13 protein-coding genes and 1 tRNA gene are annotated in these 20,158 nt (G+C 37.7%); 5 read left to right on the top strand and 9 right to left on the bottom strand.

Annotated elements, in window-relative coordinates:
• Positions 1-269: 269 nt before the first annotated feature.
• On the top strand, positions 270-1,427 hold the full coding sequence (locus DB41_RS06135; protein ID WP_039385485.1) for a Fic family protein: 1,158 nt from the start codon (positions 270-272) through the stop codon (positions 1,425-1,427).
• A gap of 595 nt (positions 1,428-2,022) precedes the next feature.
• On the opposite strand, the gene DB41_RS06125 is transcribed toward DB41_RS06135, so the two are convergent.
• The 9 genes from DB41_RS06125 to DB41_RS06085 form a co-directional block, all read right to left on the bottom strand.
• Positions 2,023-2,109: transfer RNA gene (locus DB41_RS06125), tRNA-Ser, on the bottom strand.
• Positions 2,110-2,502: 393 nt separating this feature from the next.
• Positions 2,503-3,969 carry a leucine-rich repeat domain-containing protein gene (locus tag DB41_RS06120; RefSeq protein ID WP_052243954.1) on the bottom strand — a complete coding sequence of 489 codons (1,467 nt, stop codon included), beginning with the start codon at positions 3,967-3,969 and terminating at the stop codon, positions 2,503-2,505.
• A gap of 200 nt (positions 3,970-4,169) precedes the next feature.
• Positions 4,170-5,699, bottom strand: a complete 1,530-nt coding sequence (locus tag DB41_RS06115; RefSeq protein ID WP_039385482.1) for a carboxypeptidase M32 — start codon at positions 5,697-5,699, stop codon at positions 4,170-4,172.
• Between the two features lie 470 nt (positions 5,700-6,169).
• Positions 6,170-7,852 (bottom strand): leucine-rich repeat domain-containing protein, encoded by a 1,683-nt coding sequence (locus tag DB41_RS06110; RefSeq protein WP_052243953.1) that lies wholly within the window; start codon positions 7,850-7,852, stop codon positions 6,170-6,172.
• Positions 7,853-8,184: 332 nt separating this feature from the next.
• Positions 8,185-10,251 carry an ATP-dependent Clp protease ATP-binding subunit gene (locus DB41_RS06105; RefSeq protein WP_039385480.1) on the bottom strand — a complete coding sequence of 689 codons (2,067 nt, stop codon included), beginning with the start codon at positions 10,249-10,251 and terminating at the stop codon, positions 8,185-8,187.
• A 539-nt stretch (positions 10,252-10,790) separates the two neighbouring features.
• Positions 10,791-11,828, bottom strand: a complete 1,038-nt coding sequence (gene queA / locus DB41_RS06100; RefSeq protein ID WP_039385479.1) for a tRNA preQ1(34) S-adenosylmethionine ribosyltransferase-isomerase QueA — start codon at positions 11,826-11,828, stop codon at positions 10,791-10,793.
• Positions 11,829-12,080: 252 nt separating this feature from the next.
• Positions 12,081-12,923 (bottom strand): SpoIID/LytB domain-containing protein, encoded by an 843-nt coding sequence (locus DB41_RS06095; protein ID WP_039385477.1) that lies wholly within the window; start codon positions 12,921-12,923, stop codon positions 12,081-12,083.
• 10 nt (positions 12,924-12,933) lie between these two features.
• Positions 12,934-13,935, bottom strand: coding sequence for a Holliday junction branch migration DNA helicase RuvB (gene ruvB / locus DB41_RS06090; protein ID WP_039385476.1), 1,002 nt, complete (start codon positions 13,933-13,935; stop codon positions 12,934-12,936).
• Between the two features lie 9 nt (positions 13,936-13,944).
• Positions 13,945-15,303, bottom strand: coding sequence for a sodium-dependent transporter (locus tag DB41_RS06085; RefSeq protein WP_039385474.1), 1,359 nt, complete (start codon positions 15,301-15,303; stop codon positions 13,945-13,947).
• Positions 15,304-15,779: 476 nt separating this feature from the next.
• Here DB41_RS06085 and DB41_RS06080 point away from each other — a divergent pair, with 476 nt between their 5' ends.
• The 4 genes from DB41_RS06080 (at position 15,780) to DB41_RS06065 (ending at position 19,851) form a co-directional block, all read left to right on the top strand.
• Positions 15,780-16,331 carry a hypothetical protein gene (locus DB41_RS06080; protein ID WP_042241884.1) on the top strand — a complete coding sequence of 184 codons (552 nt, stop codon included), beginning with the start codon at positions 15,780-15,782 and terminating at the stop codon, positions 16,329-16,331.
• A 14-nt stretch (positions 16,332-16,345) separates the two neighbouring features.
• Entirely contained in the window at positions 16,346-17,506 is a 1,161-nt protein-coding gene (locus DB41_RS06075) for a hypothetical protein (RefSeq protein ID WP_039385472.1), read from the top strand.
• Positions 17,507-17,532: 26 nt separating this feature from the next.
• Positions 17,533-18,561, top strand: a complete 1,029-nt coding sequence (locus DB41_RS06070) for a hypothetical protein (RefSeq protein ID WP_039385471.1) — start codon at positions 17,533-17,535, stop codon at positions 18,559-18,561.
• Between the two features lie 285 nt (positions 18,562-18,846).
• The gene (locus tag DB41_RS06065; protein WP_039385469.1) at positions 18,847-19,851 is read left to right on the top strand and encodes a hypothetical protein; all 1,005 of its coding nucleotides are present in this window, start codon (positions 18,847-18,849) and stop codon (positions 19,849-19,851) included.
• The last annotated feature ends 307 nt before the right edge of the window (positions 19,852-20,158 follow it).

Raw genomic sequence — 20,158 nt, 5'->3', positions numbered from 1 at the left:
GGATAAATGCGCACAAGATAAGACGTAAAACATACAACGATCTTCTAAGGAATTGCTTCCTTTTGCAGCTTAACCCAAATTTTGGTAACAGAAAGCGGTCTTATTTGTACTAGCGATGAAAAGCATCGACCTTATTATCGAAAATTAAATAGTTCGAGAATAATAAGCAGTCTCATTCCCAAGGGTGATTATAAAGATCTTTGTTATTAGCGAATATTGACATTTTCGATAATAAGTGCTAGTGTATCCCTATAGCTACCGAGGAATGAATGGACATACTACAATCACCTGCCGGACAAATTATAAAATCTTTAAGTGGATATAAAGCTTTTGTACCAAATCCACTACCACCCCCATTCAAGTGGAACACCCAAATAGTAAGTGCCTTGTCACGCGCGGATTTTTTATTAGGTAAATTGGCTCGAGAAGGAGGCAAATTGCCCAATCCTCATCTATTAATGCGACCCTTTATTACCCGTGAAGCTGTTCTTTCGAGCAAAATCGAAGGTACTCAAGCAACTATTGGAGAAATACTAGCAGCTAGCGTCGGGATTAGTGTGCAACGAAACCCCGATGATCTCCGGGAAGTGCAAAATTATATTGTAGCCCTCGATTACGGGATAAAACGATTAGGAGATCTTCCTCTGTCATTGAGGCTCATTAAAGAAATTCACCACCATTTAATGCAAGGTGTTAGAGGGGCACATGCAACCCCTGGAGAATTTAGGCGTAGCCAAAACTGGATAGGAACACCAGGTGGTACGCTCAATACGGCCAAATTCGTTCCTCCTCCACCAGATCACTTGATGGATTGCTTAGGTGAATTTGAAAAATTTCTACATGAAAGGCAGCTTCCGCCTTTAATTCATACTGCCCTATGCCATTATCAATTTGAAGCCATTCATCCATTTTTGGATGGAAATGGACGCATTGGCCGGCTGCTAATTATATTATTGTTGATTGAGCAAAAAATGTTGCCAACACCGATCTTGTACTTAAGTGCCTTTTTTGAAGCTACACGCGATGAGTATTATAAGCAGCTTTATAACGTGAGTGCTAGAGGCACATGGCATGAATGGCTGATTTATTTTTTGAATGGCATCGCGGTGCAAACCGAAGATGTGTTGTCGCGGGTAGAGAGAATCAATGACTTGTTGAATAAATGGAAAATGCAGGTTGCAAGCAGCACATCTAATGTTCCTGTACTGATTGTAGAACACTTTGCAGTGAACCCCTATCTTACCACGAACAGAATAGCAGAAGAACTTAAAATCGCTTATAGTACAGCCCAAAGGGGTATACAAAAGCTGGAGGAAGCGAAAATTATCAAACAGATCAACAGTACTAGACGCGATAAAATTTATTGTGCTATAGAGATACTGGCAATTCTTGAAGAAGCTACAAAAATTAATGCGGATTTTCAATGACCTCTTAGGTAAGCTAAGCCTAACTCTTGTTAAAGTTGCAAATGTCCGCGAGACTTCTTTAAATTTTTCCTCTCCCTCTTTTTTTCTAATTGCGTAATTCGACTCACTTTCATCGGATCTCTTTGGATCCTTATCTGGATGATAATGCAAATAATTTTTTTATGTGCATTTTTTATTTCTTTTTCTGAAGCGTTTATTTGTACTTCTAAGATTGTATAAGAGGATGCTTTACCCTTATCCTTTTGCACATTATTAAAGAAATTCTAAAGTCCGTACCTATCCCTATAAGAGAGAATTGTTGGATCTATTTATCAAGGATTAAGCGGATGTTAAGCTGGATTAATAAGGCAAAAGAGAGGTTTTAAGCTATCCTTATACGCTTTAGAGCCACTCTTTATGTAATCATATGCTTAATAAAAAGCTTGTTTTTACGAAAAGAATCAGTCTGGGAAAAGGCTAATTTCTTTTTTGGTTATGCAGACGCAATTTCTTTAAAAGGTATTATTTTCGAACTTGGAATTGAAAGATAAAAAGGCGATCATAGCACTGCGTGAGCTCTTTGATAAGCTATTGCACTTCCTGATCATTTTAAGGTCGGAAGAGGTAGGATTCGAACCCACGGACCCCGTGAAGGGCCTTCTGTTTTCAAGACAGACGCAATCGGCCACTCTGCCACTCTTCCTTAAAATCTGAATGGTATCTTATAGCTGATAGAAAGTTATTTGTGCAAGTTAAATATTTGAAAATCCGCGATTCTTTAAGTAGGGCTATCCTTTGATGAAGATGGATTTTATTAGATTTAAAAAAAAGTTGCTTTGCGAAAGGGGGAGCTTATGAATGTCTGTTGGCAAACTTCACCTTTTAATTTTAAAATTTTCTCTCCCTCTTATTTTCAGCGTTGATTTTTCCTTAAACTTAAATCAATCACTTAAAGCATGGTCTTACAGAAACTTTCTTCCTCATCTAGTATGGGTAATAAACAAGATGTAGCTGGCTTAAATCTTCTTTGCTTAAGAGGGAATGGATCTTAATTAAATGAAGGCCATTTTTGTCTCTTTAAAGCTGAAAATGCTGTTTAATCCTTTGGAATACATTTTAATAAGTTTTCGCTTATCTCAAAGTTTCGCAGCTGAGGTAGTAGGCTGCTTATTGAGGCCGGAAGAAGGGTAAGGGGATTGTTGTCTAAGTAAAGCTCTTGTAGCTGAGGGAGCTGGCCTATCTCTTCCGGAAGAACCTTCAGTTGGTTGTCGTTTAAATAGAGGATCTGTAGCTGAGGTAGGCTGCCTATTGAAATAGGAAGGCGGGTAAGCTGATTATTGTCTAAGTAAAGCTCTTGCAATCTGGAAAGCTGACCTATTTCTTCCGGTAGAAAAGTGAGCTGGTTATGGCTTAAATAAAGGGTGTATAGCTGAGAGAGATGACCTACTGCTGAAGGAAGGAATGTGAGCTGGTTGTTGTTTAAGCGAAGCCAGCGCAGTTGAGTAAGCTGTCCGATCGTGGAAGAAAGGAAAGTAAGCTTGTTATTGCTTATATTTAAATCCTGTAGATTTGAGAGCTGTCCTATCTCAGGTGGAAGAAAGGCGAAATCATTTTTCTCCAAATCGAGCCATTGCAGCTGAGAGAGCTGTCCCACCGATCGAGGAAGTGTATTTAGCTGATTGTCCATTAAATAAAGCGTGTGCAGCTGAGGTAGCTGTTCTATCTTAATTGAAAGAGAAGTTAATTGATTGCTGTTTAGGCAAAGCCACTGTAGGCAAGAGAGCTGTGTTATCTCGGGTGGAAGGGAGGTAAGCTTGTTATTATTTAAGTTAAGCCATTTCAGGTGAGACAGCTGTCCTAAAGCAGTAGGAAGGGTGTTGAGATGATTGCTGCTTAAGTTAAGATTTTGAAGTTTAAATAGCTTGCTTATCTCTACCGGCAGGGTGGTCAGTTGGTTTTCGCTTAAGTAAAGAATACGAAGCTGAGATAACTGTCCTATTTCGGGAGGTAAATAGGTCAATCCACTAAGATTTAAATCTAAATACTTAATATCTTTTTTATGATTTTCAATCCATTTTCTAAAAAGCTCTCCCTTTTCTTTTAGGGGTAACTGCTTGATTTTTTCTTGGCTTAAAAATTCCTCCCCATCAGGGATTTCTTTCCAAATTAAAAGGCGATTAATATTTAAAAGGTAAGAAAAATAATTACTCAAAGTGAAAGTCCTTTTTTCTTCAGTTTTCTCTTTAAACTCAAAAGGGGAGAGAGAGGTAGCTAAGATAAAAATTTGATGAAAAATTGAGCTTACCTTTTTTACTATGGGAAGGTTTTCTTCTATCTGGTAAAGCTTATTGAGGATACAAGTGGGGATGCTATCATACCTTGAACTTGAAGGAAAATGTAGCTTAATTATTCCTCTGTATAAAGAGGGCATGACTTCAGTAGTTAAAAGATGCTGCCAGCGTCTACAAACACTAAACAAAGAGGGTGTAGCACAATGCTCTAAAATAGGAATTAGTACTTCATTAGGAAGCCTTTCAATGGGGCTAGAAAAAATTGAATTCATTTCATCATGTCTTTAAGGTTATCTGCAGATCTTTAACTTTTTTATAGTTATCTTATAGGCTATTTGACGTTTCTTCTTATCTTCTCTTTTAGACACTAAAAATTAAATCCTAAGGTAGCTCCCACGTGAGCTTATGAGAAGCGCAAGTTTTAGTTAAATCGCTTGTTAAGATTTGCTAAAATTGGTTTTATAGATCTATTTTAGAAGTTATAAATGCTTTTATATTTGTTGTACAAATAATCTATATAGGCCTCCTCGTTAAACTCTTTTTTTGTTACAAGCTTTAGCAACTTTTTGCTATCATATTGTCTGCCATAACGATGAACATGCAGATTAAGCCATTCTTTTATAAATAGTAAGTCTCCTCTAGAAACCTGTTCTTGCCAATCAGGGTGTTGTTTTTCAAAAGCGGAAAAAAGATGAGAGGCGTATAGATTACCTAAGGTATAGGTAGGAAAATAGCCAAAAGAACCCGTTGACCAATGAATATCTTGAAGGCATCCTTCCGCAGGATTGGAGGGGGTTAAATTCAAGAGCTCTTGCATCTTAGCATTCCATGCCTCAGGGATTTCATCGACTGATAAAGAACCTTCAATCAGCGCTTTTTCTAGCTCAAAGCGCAAAATGATATGTAAGCTATAGGTAACTTCATCCGCTTCAACACGAATCAATGAGGATTCCACCTTATTAATTGCTTTATAAAATGAAGGTATTGAAATTTTTTCTAATTGTTGAGGAAACATTTTTTGTAATAATGGAAAGAAATGCTTCCAAAAAGGCTTGCTCTGTCCAATACGAGTTTCCCACCATCTTGATTGACTTTCATGGAGCCCTAAAGAAACAGCTTCTCCTAACGGACTTCCATAATGTTCTGGAAGTAATCCCATTTCATATAATCCATGGCCCGCCTCGTGCATAATAGCAGAAATGCTGCTCATTAATGAATGAGGGTGTAGGCGAGTGGTGATACGGCTGTCCGTAGGATGGCTAGCAGAAGAGAAGGGATGAGAAGATATATCCAGTCGCCCTTTACTCTGATCATAGCCCATCGCGTTCATCAGCTGATGTCCAAATTCTAGCTGTTTTTTTGGATCAAAGTTTCCGAATAGGAAACTGTTGTCTATTTTTTTAGAACTTTTAATTTTTTTTAGAAGATTTGTGAGTGAGCTCTGTAAATTTGCAAAGATAGTAGCCACTTCAGCGGTAGAGGTGTGAGGTTCGTAAAGGTCTAATAAGGCATCATAAGGGTGATCTTGATAGCCTAGTAAATCTGCTTTTTTGCGATTCATGTAAATGATTTTTTCTAAATAAGGGGCTAAAATAGAAAAGTTGTTCTGCTGTTTAGCGGTACGCCATGCCATGATGGCTTGAGACGTAGTAGCAGTAAACTCTTCTACAAAATTGGCACTAAGACATTTTTCTTGTTGGTAGTCTCTTCTCCAAACTTGCAAAGCAGCCTTTTGCTGAGCACTTAATCCTTTAGCAATTGTTTTACCCGTCTCAAGGTCGATAAGCTTTGCAAGAGATTTGGCAGATGCAGGAGAGGTTTTGGATTTGTGAATAATTCCTGCAAGTACTTTTAGCTGCTCGGAGCGAATAGCGGAGGCGGCGTAGGGCATATAAGTTTCTTGATCCCAGTCTAATATAGATGTTATTCCACTTAAAATTCGACTATAACGGGACTTTTCATGCAAGGCTTCATAATCTTTTTGGGCTTGAACAGATGTCATAGTTCCTACTTTGAATTCTTTAAATGTTTGACTTTAGCATGTAAGATGCTTTTTTTGCTAACGGCATTGAGAAATCCATATCAGAAAAAGCGAGCTCTAAAAATAAAAATTTTTGTTGCTTGTTGAAGAGTCTTTTCAATAAAACCTTACCCTGCTTAAAAAGTAGAGCTGGTTTTATCAGTAAAGTGCTGAGTAAATTGGATCTGAAGTTAACTTATCTCCTATTCAGACATGTTTTTTTCTTATTGTTTGAGTTGTTTTTAGCAAGAATGACTTAAAAAAAAGGCATTTCTCCAGCAAAATCCTCTCTTATAAGTCAAAACCTTTCTGGCTTCCCACCGAAATAAAATTAGAACCTTCGCGGGGTAAATGACTTTATAGCAAGCTAAAGGTTATCTATATTTTATATTTTTCTAAACAGCTCTGCCTGTCTTTAACATATTAAGTAATGGAGAAACAAGCTTTGGCAGCTACAACCTAAAATGCTGTTTTATTTCCCCTGAAATATCTTGGAGTAGATTTTCATCTAAATTAAGAGTTAACCATCTAGATAACCGTGTGATCTCTATAGGAAGGGAGGTAAGTTGATTGTGCTCTAAGTTAAGGTCTTCTAGCTGGAATATTTGCCCTATTTCTGCAGGAAGAGCGGTAAGCTGGTTGTTATTTAAGGAAAGCGTTCGCAGCTGAGAGAGCTGCCCTATTTCTATCGGAAGGGCAGTGAGCTGGTTGTAATTTAACTCAAGGTATTCCAATGAAAATAACTGTCCTATTGCGGGGAAAAGGGAGGTAAGTTGGTTATTGATTAAGTAAAGTATTTGCAGGTGGGAAAGCTGCCCTATTTCTGCAGGAAGAGTGGTAAGCTGGTTGTTGTTTAAGGAAAGCGTCCGCAGCTGAGAAAGCTGGCCAATTTCTATAGGAAGGGAAGTTAGCTGGTTATTATTTAAGAAAAGTATTCGCAGCTGAGAAAGCTGCCCTATTTCTATAGGAAGGGAAGTTAGTTGGTTGTTATTTATGGAAAGCGTTTGCAGCTGAGAAAGCTGCTCTATCTTTGCTGGAAGGGAAGCTAGCTGGTTTTTATCTAAGCATAGTGTTTGGAGTTGTGATAACTGCCTTATCTCTGCTGGTAGGGAGGCGAGGTGGTTGTCATTTAAGTAAAGTTCGTCTAGCCCCACAAGTTCCCCTATCTCAGCAGGTAGGGTAGTAAGCTGGTTGCTGTTTAAGTAAAGACTCCTTAGCTGAATCAAATGCCCTATTTCTTTAGGAAGGGAGGTGAGTTGGTTGTTATTTAAGTAAAGCTCTTGTAGCTGAGATAGCCTTCCTATCGCGCTGGGAAAAGTGAGAATCTGATTATTAATTAAGTTAAGGCTCCCTAGCTGAGAAAGCTGTCCTATTTCGGCAGGAAGAGTGGTGAGCTGGTTATTGCTTAAGCCAAGGTGTTGTAGTTGTGTTAGCTGCCCTATCTTTGCAGGAAGAGTGATGAGCTGGTTGTTGCTTAAGTCGAGCTCTTGTAGCTGAGAAAGCTGCCCTATTTCTTCAGGAAGGGAGGTAAGCTGGTTATTCTGTAAGAAAAGCTCTTGTAACTTAGAAAGCTGTCCTATTTCTAAAGGTAAAAAGGTCACGCCACTTCTTTCTAAATCTAACAGGGTAATATTTTTGCTACAACTTTCAATCCAATCTCTAAAAAGCTCTCCTTTTTTTACTAAAGGCAAATGCTTAATTTTTTCTTGTTCTAAGTATTCCTTTCCCCCTGGAAATTTTTTCCAAATTAAGAGGCGATTAATATTTACGAGATAAAAGGAGTAATTAGCCAAAGTAAAATATTTCTTTTCTTCTGGTATTCCTTTGAAATCTAGAGGAGAAAGAGTGCTAACCTGAGTAAAGATTTTTTTAAAGATTTTATTTATCTTTTCTAGCTTAGAGAGCTTAGCTTCTAGCTTATAAAGCTTATCTAAAATACGAGCTTGTTCAGTAGCACTCCCTTTAGAAAAGTGAATTTTACCTATTTGCTCATAAAGAGAGGGCATTACCTCCGTAGCAAGTAGATGATGCCATTTTATACAAACGCTAGATAAAGAAGGGCTAGCGCAGGCCTTTAAAATAGGGGTGAGTATTTCATTAGGTAAGTCTTCAAGATGGGTGGAGTTAGGGCTCATTTTATTACCTCTTTAAATTGTATGCAATTTCTAGTGGTTATATTCTACAGGAAAGAATAAATTCTTAAACGGTTTTGAAGTTATTTGTTTTAAATATGGAAAAATTTTTCTTAATTTCCCTGATTTCCTAAAGAGAGGTCTGGCCAGCATTAAAACATTTTCAAGAAGAAGGGCTTAAAAAATAAGAATAAGCTTTCTACATACCTTTTACTTTTAGTAAGCCACAAACTTTTGGGTTATTAATAATCAAGATAAAATTTTTTATAAAAAAAATTTATCTTTAAATGATTAGCTTTCAAAGGCTTTTTACTAATGCACATGCCTTTGACCTTTTAAGAAACCTTTGTAGGCTCAATCTTTTCTTGTTTAGCTAGACGATCGACAATTGTAGTGATGATTTCTTTAGTTACTTCCACTTCCATTTGATGCTTAGCTATAAAATTAGAAAGATGCTGATCAAGTTGCGGAAGTAAAAAATAGGCATTAAAAAGATATAATTTTTCTAAAATTTTAGGAGTTCTTTCTCCTTTTGCGGCTTGATCAACTAGGACTTCGCTCGTATTATAAAACCATTTTTCATGCCAATCTTGTTGCTTTTTTAAATCTAAAAAAGTCTGAAAAGCTTTCTGTTTTACCTCTATCTTTTTAAGACACTTTTCAATTTTTCTTTCAACTGTTTGCAAATCAAGAGAAATTTTACGAAGATGAGGAGCTTGTAAAGCAAGTCCATGCAATCTTTTTTGAGAAAGTTTAGAAGCTAAATCTTCTTTTTTAGCTATTAGCTGGTTCAATTTATCTTTAAAGCTACCACCTTCTTGTAAAGAGCGCACATTTTTTATGCCTTCGGATAGTACGAAAATCGATTTGTCAGGTTGGTGACGTTTAACAATTTTAGTACTCGTTTGTTCATAGATATGATTTAAAACCTTTTTAGAAATTTTGATATCCTTAGCTTCTTGGCGGTTCATATGCCTTAGAATGGTGCGGGTCTGCACTAATGAAGCTTCCTGAATAGGTATTTTCTTAAAACGTCTGTCTAAAGTGGTCGTTTCAATTTTCGCTTCGTATTCTTCAGGGGTGGTAATCCCTACTACGTAAAATAAACTGTCGGGGGAAGTGTCTATCACACTATTGAAGCGTTGGCCTGAAATGTCACTTAAGTTATGAGCTTCTTCAACCACAAGAATAATATCTTTTCTATGTTTTCCAATCTTGTCTATAAGCTGTTTTAGAGGAGATTTAAAATCAAATAGATTTCCATTTCGAGCTAATTCACCACTATTTACGTAAAAAAGTTTTTTGTTTTTAAGGATGGCAGGAACTTCTCCAGTAGCTAAACGCCAGCCTAAGCCTTTCATAAGCTCGGTTTTTCCAATCCCTGATTTACCAATAAGCAACGGATGTTTACGGCCTGTTTCATTGTTACAGGCTAGAGCTTGAATGATTTCATCAAGTTCTTGCTCTCTTCCATAGATAGGTTTAATCAAGCCATTTTTAATCTGTTGAGTTAGATTGATGCAATAAGGAAGCTGATTAGGACATCTATTTAGCCATCGTTTAAAGAAGAGGCTGGCAATTCCACTTGCTACCGTGCCTCCGGCAATAACTGCTATAGAGATAAGGGGATTAACGATTAGATGAAGAACAAATTTGATAATATGAAGAGGAATTTCAAGAAGCCTCCAGTAAATATCCAACATATATTTGGTTTCAAAATAGGTATTGGGTTCTTTGCCTAATTCTAATAAATTAAAAGCTACAATAAGTGTACGAATAAGATTATTAAAGATTCTAAAAAGAAAGAATTGTTTAGAGGTATGTAGGAGTTTTATGCGTGCATCCTCCCCTTCATATTTTTTGATAATTTGCCTAACAGTATAAACATGTTTAGCTATTAGGTGAGCATCAAGAGCTTTTTGATCTATTGGAGGGGATTCTTCTCCTTCACCTGAGGGTAACGAGATTAAAGAGTGCAAGTGCTTAAGAGACATCCATTGAATACACTGATTCCCTCGAAAACGTTGACCTTTATCAAAATCTGTTTTCAATGCTTCTTCTAAAAGCAATTTTCTCTCTAGATCGGACATGTTTTTTATAATGATTCTTAGATTTTTTTTTAGCCTAGATAAATGCTTAGAATTTAAGGCTTCTAAAAAAAGAGAAACTTTTTGACTGCTCTCTTTTATTATATCCGTTTGTTTTGCAAGAGCGTTGATGTTTTTTATCAAAGGAGTTTCTTCCTTTCTTATCCACTTCAATAGCTTTTTACCTAGGGAACTCCAAAAAGGCTGCTGGGCTTTAGGAGTGGGAAAACGTTTTTCAATAGCTGGGGGAGGCGAACCTACAGAAGAAAAGGGAGTAGAAGGGGCAGCGGTGAAAGGGCTGTTGGCTACCTTCATAATAAGGTCCTTGGTTTTGAAAATTAGGGGGTTAGTCTAGCATAACTTCTCTCGAATTTCAAATAGTTAAGCTAAAGGAGATAAGTTTCTTAACTTTACTAGGTTAGCTTTCTAGTGAGTTTGCTATTTTAGGTGAAAAAGCTTAATATTTGTAAAGGTAAGAGCATGGCCAAGCTTACTTTGCTGAATAGATAAGTGCTATATAGGAATGTATTGAAGATTATTTTGCTAGCCTGTTAAGCAGCCAAGGTGTAGCCTAAAAAGAGCAAAAGGGTGGTTGCTCCTTCCGTGATGGCAAAAAATATAATTTTAGGCTATACAACGCATTCCGCGTTAAAATCATTCTACCAACGAGAGTGCTTATAAATCTAAGGCTATCTTGGCATGGGTTAAAAAAGCTACCTACCCACCATTTATAACTAAAAAATCTTTTACTAGAATTGTCATAAAAATAGACCTAAAAGCTTGGTGCTCTGCTTCAACTTAACTGCTGGAATTTATCATTAGGGATCAAAAAGATGAGCTCTAAAGGAGGATTGCTATAAAATTAACATGGCATCGCCGTAAGAAAGAAAGCGGTAACGTTCTTTAATAGCTTTATTATAAGCTTCTTTAATTAATTCTGGGGAGGCAAAAGCACTGACTAACATGAGTAAACTTGAACCGGGTTGATGAAAGTTGGTGAGTAGATGTTGCACGTACTTAAATTGGTAGCCCGGATGAATAAAGATGTTGGTGTTATATTTTCCTCCAGTTATCATCCCAGAAGCCGAAGCTGCGGCCTCCAAAGCACGGCAAGAAGTGGTTCCTACGCAAATTTGTCGTTTATTGATAGGTCTTTTATTAAGGCGCTCGGCTGTTTCTTGGCTAATCTCAAAGGATTCATCGTGCATTTGGTGTTCACGTATATCCTCTACCTTAACGGGCAGAAAAGTTCCTAAGCCGATATGCAATGTAAGTTTATCTACCTGAACGCTTTTTTCTTCAAGTCTTTGTAGCAACTTATCCGTAAAGTGCAAGCCTGCGGTAGGTGCAGCTACAGAGCCAGGATGTTGCGCATAGACGGTTTGATAGCGCTCCTTATCTAGTTCAGGAATAGCTGCACGGCGCATATAAGGAGGGAGAGGGACATGGCCAAATTTTTCTAAAGCTTGTGTAATATCTCCTTCATAATCGAAGTTGACCACACGCTTGCCATCGGCTAATACGTCTATGATTTTGCAGGAAAAACCTTCATTAAAGGTCACATTGCTTCCCTTGCCTAATTTTTTGCCTGGTTTTACTAGAGCTTCCCAATCGCCTGTGGGAAGCCTTTTAATCAAAAATATCTCTGCTTTGCCACCGCTAGAACGTGAACCGATAAGGCGAGAGGGAAGAACCTTGGTATTATTGAATACTAGGCTATCTCCTTTGCCTAAGAAGTCAGCTAATTCATGAAAAACCATTTCATGCATGTTTCCTGAGGCGCGGTCGACTACAAGTAGCCTTGTAGCATCACGAGGCTCGCACGGGTATTGAGCGATCAACTCTTCGGGTAAATCATATAGATAATTATTTAGCGAATGCCAATCTTTCATAAGAGGTTAGATATGAGGCCCTTAAAGGTGACAGGGAATAGAGCAAGAAACCATTATAGGATGTATCGAAAAATTTAAAAAGTTTACTAGGAATGAAAATTTGTTGAGAATATCCATCTCCTTTTAGCTCAGCTTTAAAATGTCTCTTAATCGCAGGCTTTCTTTATCTTTACTTTTTCTAGCTTGGCTTTCTATTTCTATCTCTGTCTAGCTTTTATAGGCAAGGTTATTAAATTAGCTTTACTATGTTAATTAATTCGCGATTAAATCTATTTGTGCACCAGGAAAAGCTTTCTTAAGAATTTGAGCGGCATGTTCACCTTGATGTGCAAGCATGGCAGCTTGATCTAAAGAAATTTTAGAATGGGTAACTTGTGCTTGTCCTCCATCTATTGCTTCTATACTATCCCACTTAGCCATCAACGGGCTTGAAGAGAAAGTCATCACCATATGGTGAGTTGCTTTAACAGCTTGCTCGATAAGCTTAGAAGGAGGAGAAAGAGCATATCCCTGATAGCCTATTTGTTTAGCTTCCACGTCCCAATAATCACTAGGAGCTTTTTGCTTTAAATAATAGGCATTTGTGCGTGCCGCAATGGCTACTGCAGCTAAAGCCTCTCCTGGCAGAGGTGCTTGCAATCTTGCTGCTAAGATTGTTTTCACATATTCATCAAAAGGAATTTCATTAACAATGCTAATCGTACCCCCAATATCATAGATGTAAATACGTCCTTTATATTCAATACCGTCGACTATTATGGTTGTAGCTTTGTCATCAGGCAGAATCATGAGCTGGTAAAGGCCTGGAAACTCTTCCTGCCATTTTAATCCTTCGCTTAAGGGTTGAATATATTTTTTTTTACCGATAAAACGTGTGCTTATATGCTTGTTGGTATGAGGATCATAGATTTTGTATTTACCTTTAACCTCTAACATAGCTCCTGGTTTATTATGCGTGATTAGAATTTTTAAGGTGTCCTTTGCTGCGGGCAAGGGCTTATTAAAAAATGTAGATAAAGAATCTGCTATGCCTGCATGAGCTGCATTAGACAGTAGAATGAAACCCAAGAAAGCGATGAACATTTTTTTGATCATAGTCGTTCTCCTAATTATTGATCGTTAATTTTAAATGTTGGTAGGCAAGAGATGTGACTTCACGACCGCGCGGAGTTCTTTTAATAAAACCTTGCATGATAAGGTAAGGTTCGTACACTTCTTCAATCGTATGAGCTTCTTCTCCAATAGCAACAGCAATAGTATTGAGCCCCACCGGGCCACCCTTATAATGATGAATCATCGTTTCTAAAATCTTAATATCCATTTCATCTAGACCTTTATGGTCGATGGAGAGCATTTCTAGCGCTTTTGAAACAACTTCTGGGTTAATTTTATTATTTGCACGGATTTGAGCGTAATCACGGACCCAGCGCAAAAGGTTATTAGCAATTCGTGGGGTCCCGCGTGCACGGCGGGCAATTTCTAAAGCCGCTTCAGGCGCAATATTTAAGTTTAAAATGCGCCCTGTACGCATTAAGATTTGCACCAAGATCTCCGGAGGATAAAGTTCCAAGCGACAATTAAGCGCAAAACGAGATCTTAAAGGGCTAGAAAGCAGTCCTGAGCGGGTAGTTGCGCCTGCTAAAGTGAATTTGCTTAATTTAACTTGAACGCTACGAGCATTGGGTCCACTATCGATCATAAGATCGAGCACAAAGTCTTCCATAGCAGGATAAAGATATTCTTCGATAGTGCGGTTGAGGCGATGAATTTCATCGATAAAGAGGATATCGCCATCTTTGAGGTTAGTGAGCAAGCCAGCAAGATCGCCAGGTTTCTCAATGACTGGGCCTGAGGTTATCACGATATTAGTGCCCATTACCTTAGCAAGAATATTAGCAAGCGTTGTTTTTCCTAAACCTGGTGGCCCAGAAAAAAGGCAATGCCCTAATGCTTCTTTACGTTGCTTGGCAGCTTCTATAAGAACAGTTAGCCGTTCACGTAGCTGATCTTGGCCGATAAAATCAGCCAATGATTGAGGGCGTAAGGGGACTTCAAAAGTAACATCTTCTTGACTTAGAGTAGATTCAATGTAATTTTTTGATTCCATAATTTATCTTTAGGAAAAGAACCCTAAGGCGTTTAGGAAAACAAATATTATTAAGATAGGAGACATAATTTTAAAGCAAAACCTAAAATAATGCAAGAGCCAAGGATGATTGTCAAAAAAATAAGAAGAGCCTAATTTTAAACTATTTAAGCTATGCGTAGTGCCCCATATCCATCCTACAAGGATTACGGCTAAAAAGCCTCCTACCGGAATAAGGATAGCGTTAGCAAGAAAATCAGTAAGAGCAAGAAAAGTCATCCCATGCCAGCGTATATCAGCTAGGATACTGCTTGAAAGAGCACTAGGAATACCTATTAAGAAAGCGCCTAAGCCACAAATGAGTACGGCTTGCCGACGTTTCCACCCCCATTCGTCCATTAAATAAGCGATTGTAGGCTCCATTGCAGATATTTCTGAGGTAGTTGCTGCTAAAACTACGAGCAAAAAGAACATGCTTGCTAGAAAATGCCCACCAGGAAGGTGACTGAATACCCAAGGGAGGGTATGAAAAATAAGGCCTGAACCTTGATCAGGTTTTAAATCTACAGAAAAAACAATGGTGAAGACAGCGACCGCTGAAAGTAAGGAGACTAGTGTATCCATAAGCACAACAGGATAGCTACTTTTTACTAAATTTTCATCAGGTTTTAGATAACTTCCATAAGTTACTATAGTGCCCTGTCCTATGCTAAGAGTAAAAAATGATTGACCTAGCGCGGCTAAGATAGCAGCGGGAGTGATAAGGCTCCAATCTGGTTTGAGTAAAAATTCTAGCCCTCGCTGAGCATTTGGCATCTTTAAGCCGGTGCCCACTAAATAAAGAAGGACTAAAAATAGTAAGGGCATCATAATTTTGTTACCTCGCTCAATGCCGTTACGCACTCCAAGATATAGAATGCCAATACAGATAAGAAGAAAACAAAAATGAAAGCCTATCCCCCATAGTGGGTTATTCATAAGGTTGCGATGATGATCAGCCACTTGAGCAGCCGAGGTAAAATTCGAAAGATTTCCTTGGACTGCCTCTACCAGATATCCCAGCACCCACCCAGCGACTGCACTATAGAAAGAACTAACAATAAATCCTGTAAGAATGGTTAGCTTTCCTGCCCAGGACCATGCTAATTTGCCTCCTAAAAGGCGGAAAGCTCCGCTGGGACTTGTTTGCGCTGTTCGACCGATTAACATCTCTGCCATAAAGACTGGAAATCCAATCAGGAATAAGCACAATAAGTAAACGATAATAAAAGCAGAGCCTCCATATTGCCCCACAATGTAAGGAAAGCGCCAGATATTAGCGAGTCCAACCGCTGATCCTGCCACGGCAAAGATAAAGCCAAGGCGAGAACCCCATAAAGGTCTTGTCATTCAGTGTTCCTGTTTGTTAACCGGCATTGATCATCTATTCAGCTTGGCAATTTGGCCGCTTATAATCTAAAAGGCGCGGTGTGTTTTTTAGGGTTGCCAAAAGTGTAACGAAGTCTTTAAATATTTGCATTATAAAATCTATTCGATAGCTGGTAAGTTCAAAGCAGATGGGATATAATAAACCATTCTAAGAGATTGGCAAGCTACAGTTAACTTTAGATATTAAAGAAGTTATTCCTTTTTGAACACTTTAAGCTTTTTATTATCTTGCCTGTCATTTTCTAATGGTAGAGGGGATAATTTGAGATAGCGGCAGTAAAAAGAATAACTGCATAACTTAAAAAAATTGCTTTAATTGGGAATTTGATGATACAATCGGAATTTATGACGTTTTTGTTTTTAATTAAAATGTAATATTAAAAACCGGTTTATTTAGGGCAGGTTTTGTTTAGGCATATCTTTCAAGGAGAAAAGTGATGACAAGTTTTAATAGTGAAGTGTCGAGGACGAAGGCTTTAAATGCAGTTAAAAGCGAAGATTCCAAAGAGACGACAGAAATGGAACTAGAACAGCTCGTGTTTCTTCTGCTCACCGAACGACTTAATCAACTCCAGCAAAAAAGCAATGATGAATTTCAAGAATTGAAAAAACGCCAGGAAGAAGTGGTACAGATGCATAAGGTATTAAAGCTGATTAACAGCCAGACTACTGATCGCAGTGAATTATCTTTTGATACCTCGCATGACTTAACTCACCATTTGAAAGACGCTAGAGAAAAATTAGGGATTGATATTCAGGAAGGCTCTATTAAAAATGGTAAAATGATCTATACGAAAGATCAACGCGATAGGTTAATTGATAATATCCGGATGACCATTGACGATTATAATACTAAGAATGATATGCAAATGCAGACTGTCAATCGACTAATTAATGAACGTTATGAATCTTACCAAATGGCTCGCGCTATCTTAAAACCTATCCATGACGATAAGATGAGCAAAGCGCGTGCTATCATGGGCCGTTAATTGAGGAGGAGCATATGCCGTTAGATAAACTTAACTCAAGTTTGGAAAGGACTTGGGAATTAAATACAAGTGCCGAAACGCATGACAGCAGTTATTTGAAAAAGCAAGGTTCTGCACCTGCTGAGGTCCAGCCTTCTCTGTATGCAAGTTCGATTACTTCTTTAAAACCTATTGAAGTTGCTACTCAAGCGGTGCAAAATGAACAACTTCACGGAAAGAAAAATAAAAGTGCCTTTGCCTGGATGGAGAATCTGCGAAATACTTTAATGAGTTATCTAGGAGCTCAGCAAAAAAAGGCTTCTGTGCCTGCATTAGAAGCTCAGCAAAAAATGAAGATTTTACTTGAGTCGACTACCCAAGTCTGTGCACTTGAGGAATTAAAAAATAAATCATCCGCTATTCATAAGCAACCTGAAACGATTAAAATAGAAGCTTTAGGAAAACAAAAGAAAGGCTTTCTATACCAGCTAGGTGACTGGATTAAAGGAAAATGGAGTTTTTTTAGCGGAAGCTCAAAAGGCAGTAAGCCTGCTGAAAAGATCATTGAACGTGAGTATTCTTCACAAGCTAAGCCTCTGGCACACCGTTCTCCTAAAGAGATTGATGAAGATTTTAAATATTTAGATATCACCGCTATGGATCCTCTAAAAGCTATGTTAGCCATATTAGTTAAGCAAGGGGAGCTGCGCCAAGAGCAGGCTACGCTAATCAATCAGCAAATTCTTCACAGGCAGCAAGACTTAAAAGCGCTGCACGCCGAACGTATGCAAATTCAAGCTGAACTTGCTCTGATAGGTAAACGCGCTGGTGTTTTAGAAAAAGTTAGCGTGGGATTAACGGTCACGCAAGCCCTAGGGGGGATAGCCTCTGCTGCTATGGTAGTGGCAGCTGCAGCTACAATAGCTACAGGTGGTGCTGCCGCACCCCTTTTAATTGTAACAGGAGTTTTTAATGGTATGGCAGGAGCAGGCCAAACCTTTAATACTTGGTTAAAAGGTGACACTAAAAATAAATTAAATAAACTTCAAGGTGAGATGCTAGCAAAATCATCCCAACGCGATGAATACCAATTTCAACTTAAAGTGGATGTTCAAGAGATTAAAAAAGCGCTGGGTTCTTTGATAAGCCATGCGGAAATGGGAAGTGGACTTCTTTATGCCCAGTATGGTAAATAAATAATAATTTTTGAGGAGAATTAATTATGCGTGAAGATGCAATAAAAGAAAACTATTCCTCTTATGCGCCTCGCGGCCCATTAAGTGAAGACTATCCGTTAGATTTTAAAGCTAGCGATGCCATTCAAGCTACCGAGCGTTACTCTAGCTCAGTCGCATCTTGCAAAGATTTCCCCCTCCCTATTTACGCTGCTAAAGATTTTTTTATTGAATCAGAACAAGAAGCTAATCCAAAAATAGCTGAAATGCAAAAAGCTAAGCAAAAGGAAGCAATTTTAAAAAGAAATAAAAAAAGTTTTTGGCAACTTTTTAATAAAGAAACCTTAGTTAGCTGGAAAGATAAGGCATTTAACTTTTTTGGAAAAAACAAACTAGCTAACATTAAAAACGCCTCGATAACAGCCCCCTTGACAATCGAGCCGACTAGTGAGCTAGCTCCTGCTAAAATTAACAAAAAAGAGGATATCGAAGCTCAACGTATTAAAGAAATTGAAGATACGCTTGTTGCTTATGAACTAGAGCTACAAAATGCTAATGGCGGCAATATGAAAGCCATGATGGAAATGATGTGCAAGATTTCCATTTTGTTAGGATCCCTTGGTCATCGTTACAACAAGAAAGAGATCGATGATTTATTTAAGCATCTAGAAGTAAATGTGAAAAAAAGAGTGAAAACATTTGAAGGTGGGCGTGCTTGGACCTATGTTTCCGTGTTTCTACAAGGGACGGGAGCTGCTCTTTCCTTTGCTCCTTTAGGGGGTCAAATGCTAGGAGACACTTCCCTGTTTGGTAAAGTCTTAACAAATTTGGGACAAACTTCGCAGGGGATAAGTGGATTTGGGCATGCTACTAGCAAAATTGGAGACATTGAATCTGAGAAAAAAATGGCTGCTCGTACCGAACATGATCATGAAGGGGAGAAACTAAAACAGACTCGCCATGATCGCGATCGAAGCATAGAAAAAATTCATCAATCTAGCCAGCAATTATTTGCGATTATGAATGAGCTGGCACGTACTCATACTGAATCAGTTAAGAGAGCTGCTGCTGTTTAATCTTGCTAACGGTGCTGCAAAAGCACCGTTTCTTGCTAATTTCTTTTTTTTTTATCTGTGTATCTTTTGTCTAGCTTAATGCTCGCGCAGATTAAATTGAGGGACCTTATAAAAAGGTTTCTCTTTCTAATCTACACTCGAGTCTAAAGAAATAAAATTTTTAAATTTTTTTTCAGCTCGTTAATTTTTTTTATAATTTTATCTAGCTACAACATAAATAATGTTTGATATAAATCAAATTTTTTTGTAAAGAAAATTATTTATAACAACCTTTAAGGAGTAGCTATGTCAATAGGCAACAATGTTACATGTTTAGAAAAACGGATAGATTACGAAAGAATATACATTCCTCGCATTTGCGGTGCTGTCGGTAGTGAATTTATAAGGGTTATTCCTCTAGTAGGGGGAGTGTTGCATTACCTTAAATCCAGACAGCTTCTTAGTAAGATTAAACGTTTAGATAAAAATGAGTTAAACGAAAAGAAAAAAATGAAATCTGCTATTCGGTTTCATAATTTAATGGCAGCTGCCCAGTTTGTACCAGCCGTAGGAAGTGCTGTAGGTTTTGTTGAAGCAGCAATTTTTGCAGTTAGGGGTAAACCACGCAAAAATAAGAAAAAGCAGCTAGTTATAAATAACTTAGGCCTTAAAATTAATGGCCCAGAAAACGGCGATTCGCTTGCTCTGGCGCAGAAAGAGCTTGAAAGCACTAAACAAGCGAAAAAAAAGGAAAAGATTAAGCTTAACAATAACCCCTCATCTGCCGAGTACCAAGCTTCTTCTATTGAATCTGCTGAGCAATCTAAAGAGACTAAAATAAAAGAAAAAAATAGCGTAGAGTATACGATCGTTATTATTCGGGAAAAAGCTCTTCACGAAAGGGTAAGAAAAATTGAAAAGGAGATGAAAAAGCAATTAGGCCGGGTCATGATCCATAAAATAACTCCAGACCAGCTAAATACAGATGTTCCTGACCATATGTTAGCCTTTCATATTTACTTTAATTCTGGGCAGCCTGATTTTCCTAAGTTAAATAGACGCCAATCAGAAATAGCTGCAAAATGTAAAAATAATTGCGTATTAGTCTCTTTAAATCGTCGCGATATTGCAGGATATGCGAGTAAAATCATTCACTCAGGTTATATCAAAGAGGGAAAATTAAAAAAGAAATCGATTACTCAACTCTGCTTACAAAATCCTCTTCAAGAGAAGTTGAAAAAATCTACCGTCAAAGCCCTTGGTAAAGAAATGTCAGGAGTTTTCAAAAAATATATTAAAGTAAAAAAATAGCTTATTTTAATGCTTTTTAGTTTTTTTCCAAGTCATATATCATTATTACGTCATAATGATATATGACTTTTCGTCTATCATGAACAACCTTGCTTACGCTTGCAAATCCTTGCTAGTCCTTGTTCATCAATCTTCCAAACTTTATTCATTAAAGTTTTTGCTATAGCCGTAGAAAATAAAAAAAATTTTTCATGTTCAATAAAACGCATTAAAGGAAAGAGAGATTTTGAATTGATTTTCTCTATCTCTTTTCCAAGGGGGGGCTTTTCATGCAATTATATCTTCTACTGAATGGGATGTTTTTTGG

The sequence above is a fragment of the Neochlamydia sp. TUME1 genome, from assembly GCF_000813645.1.
In the GTDB taxonomy this organism is placed as follows: Bacteria; Chlamydiota; Chlamydiia; order Chlamydiales; family Parachlamydiaceae; genus Neochlamydia.
The sequence above is the reverse complement of the archived record's forward strand: the minus strand, read 5'-3'. Positions and strand labels throughout refer to the sequence as shown.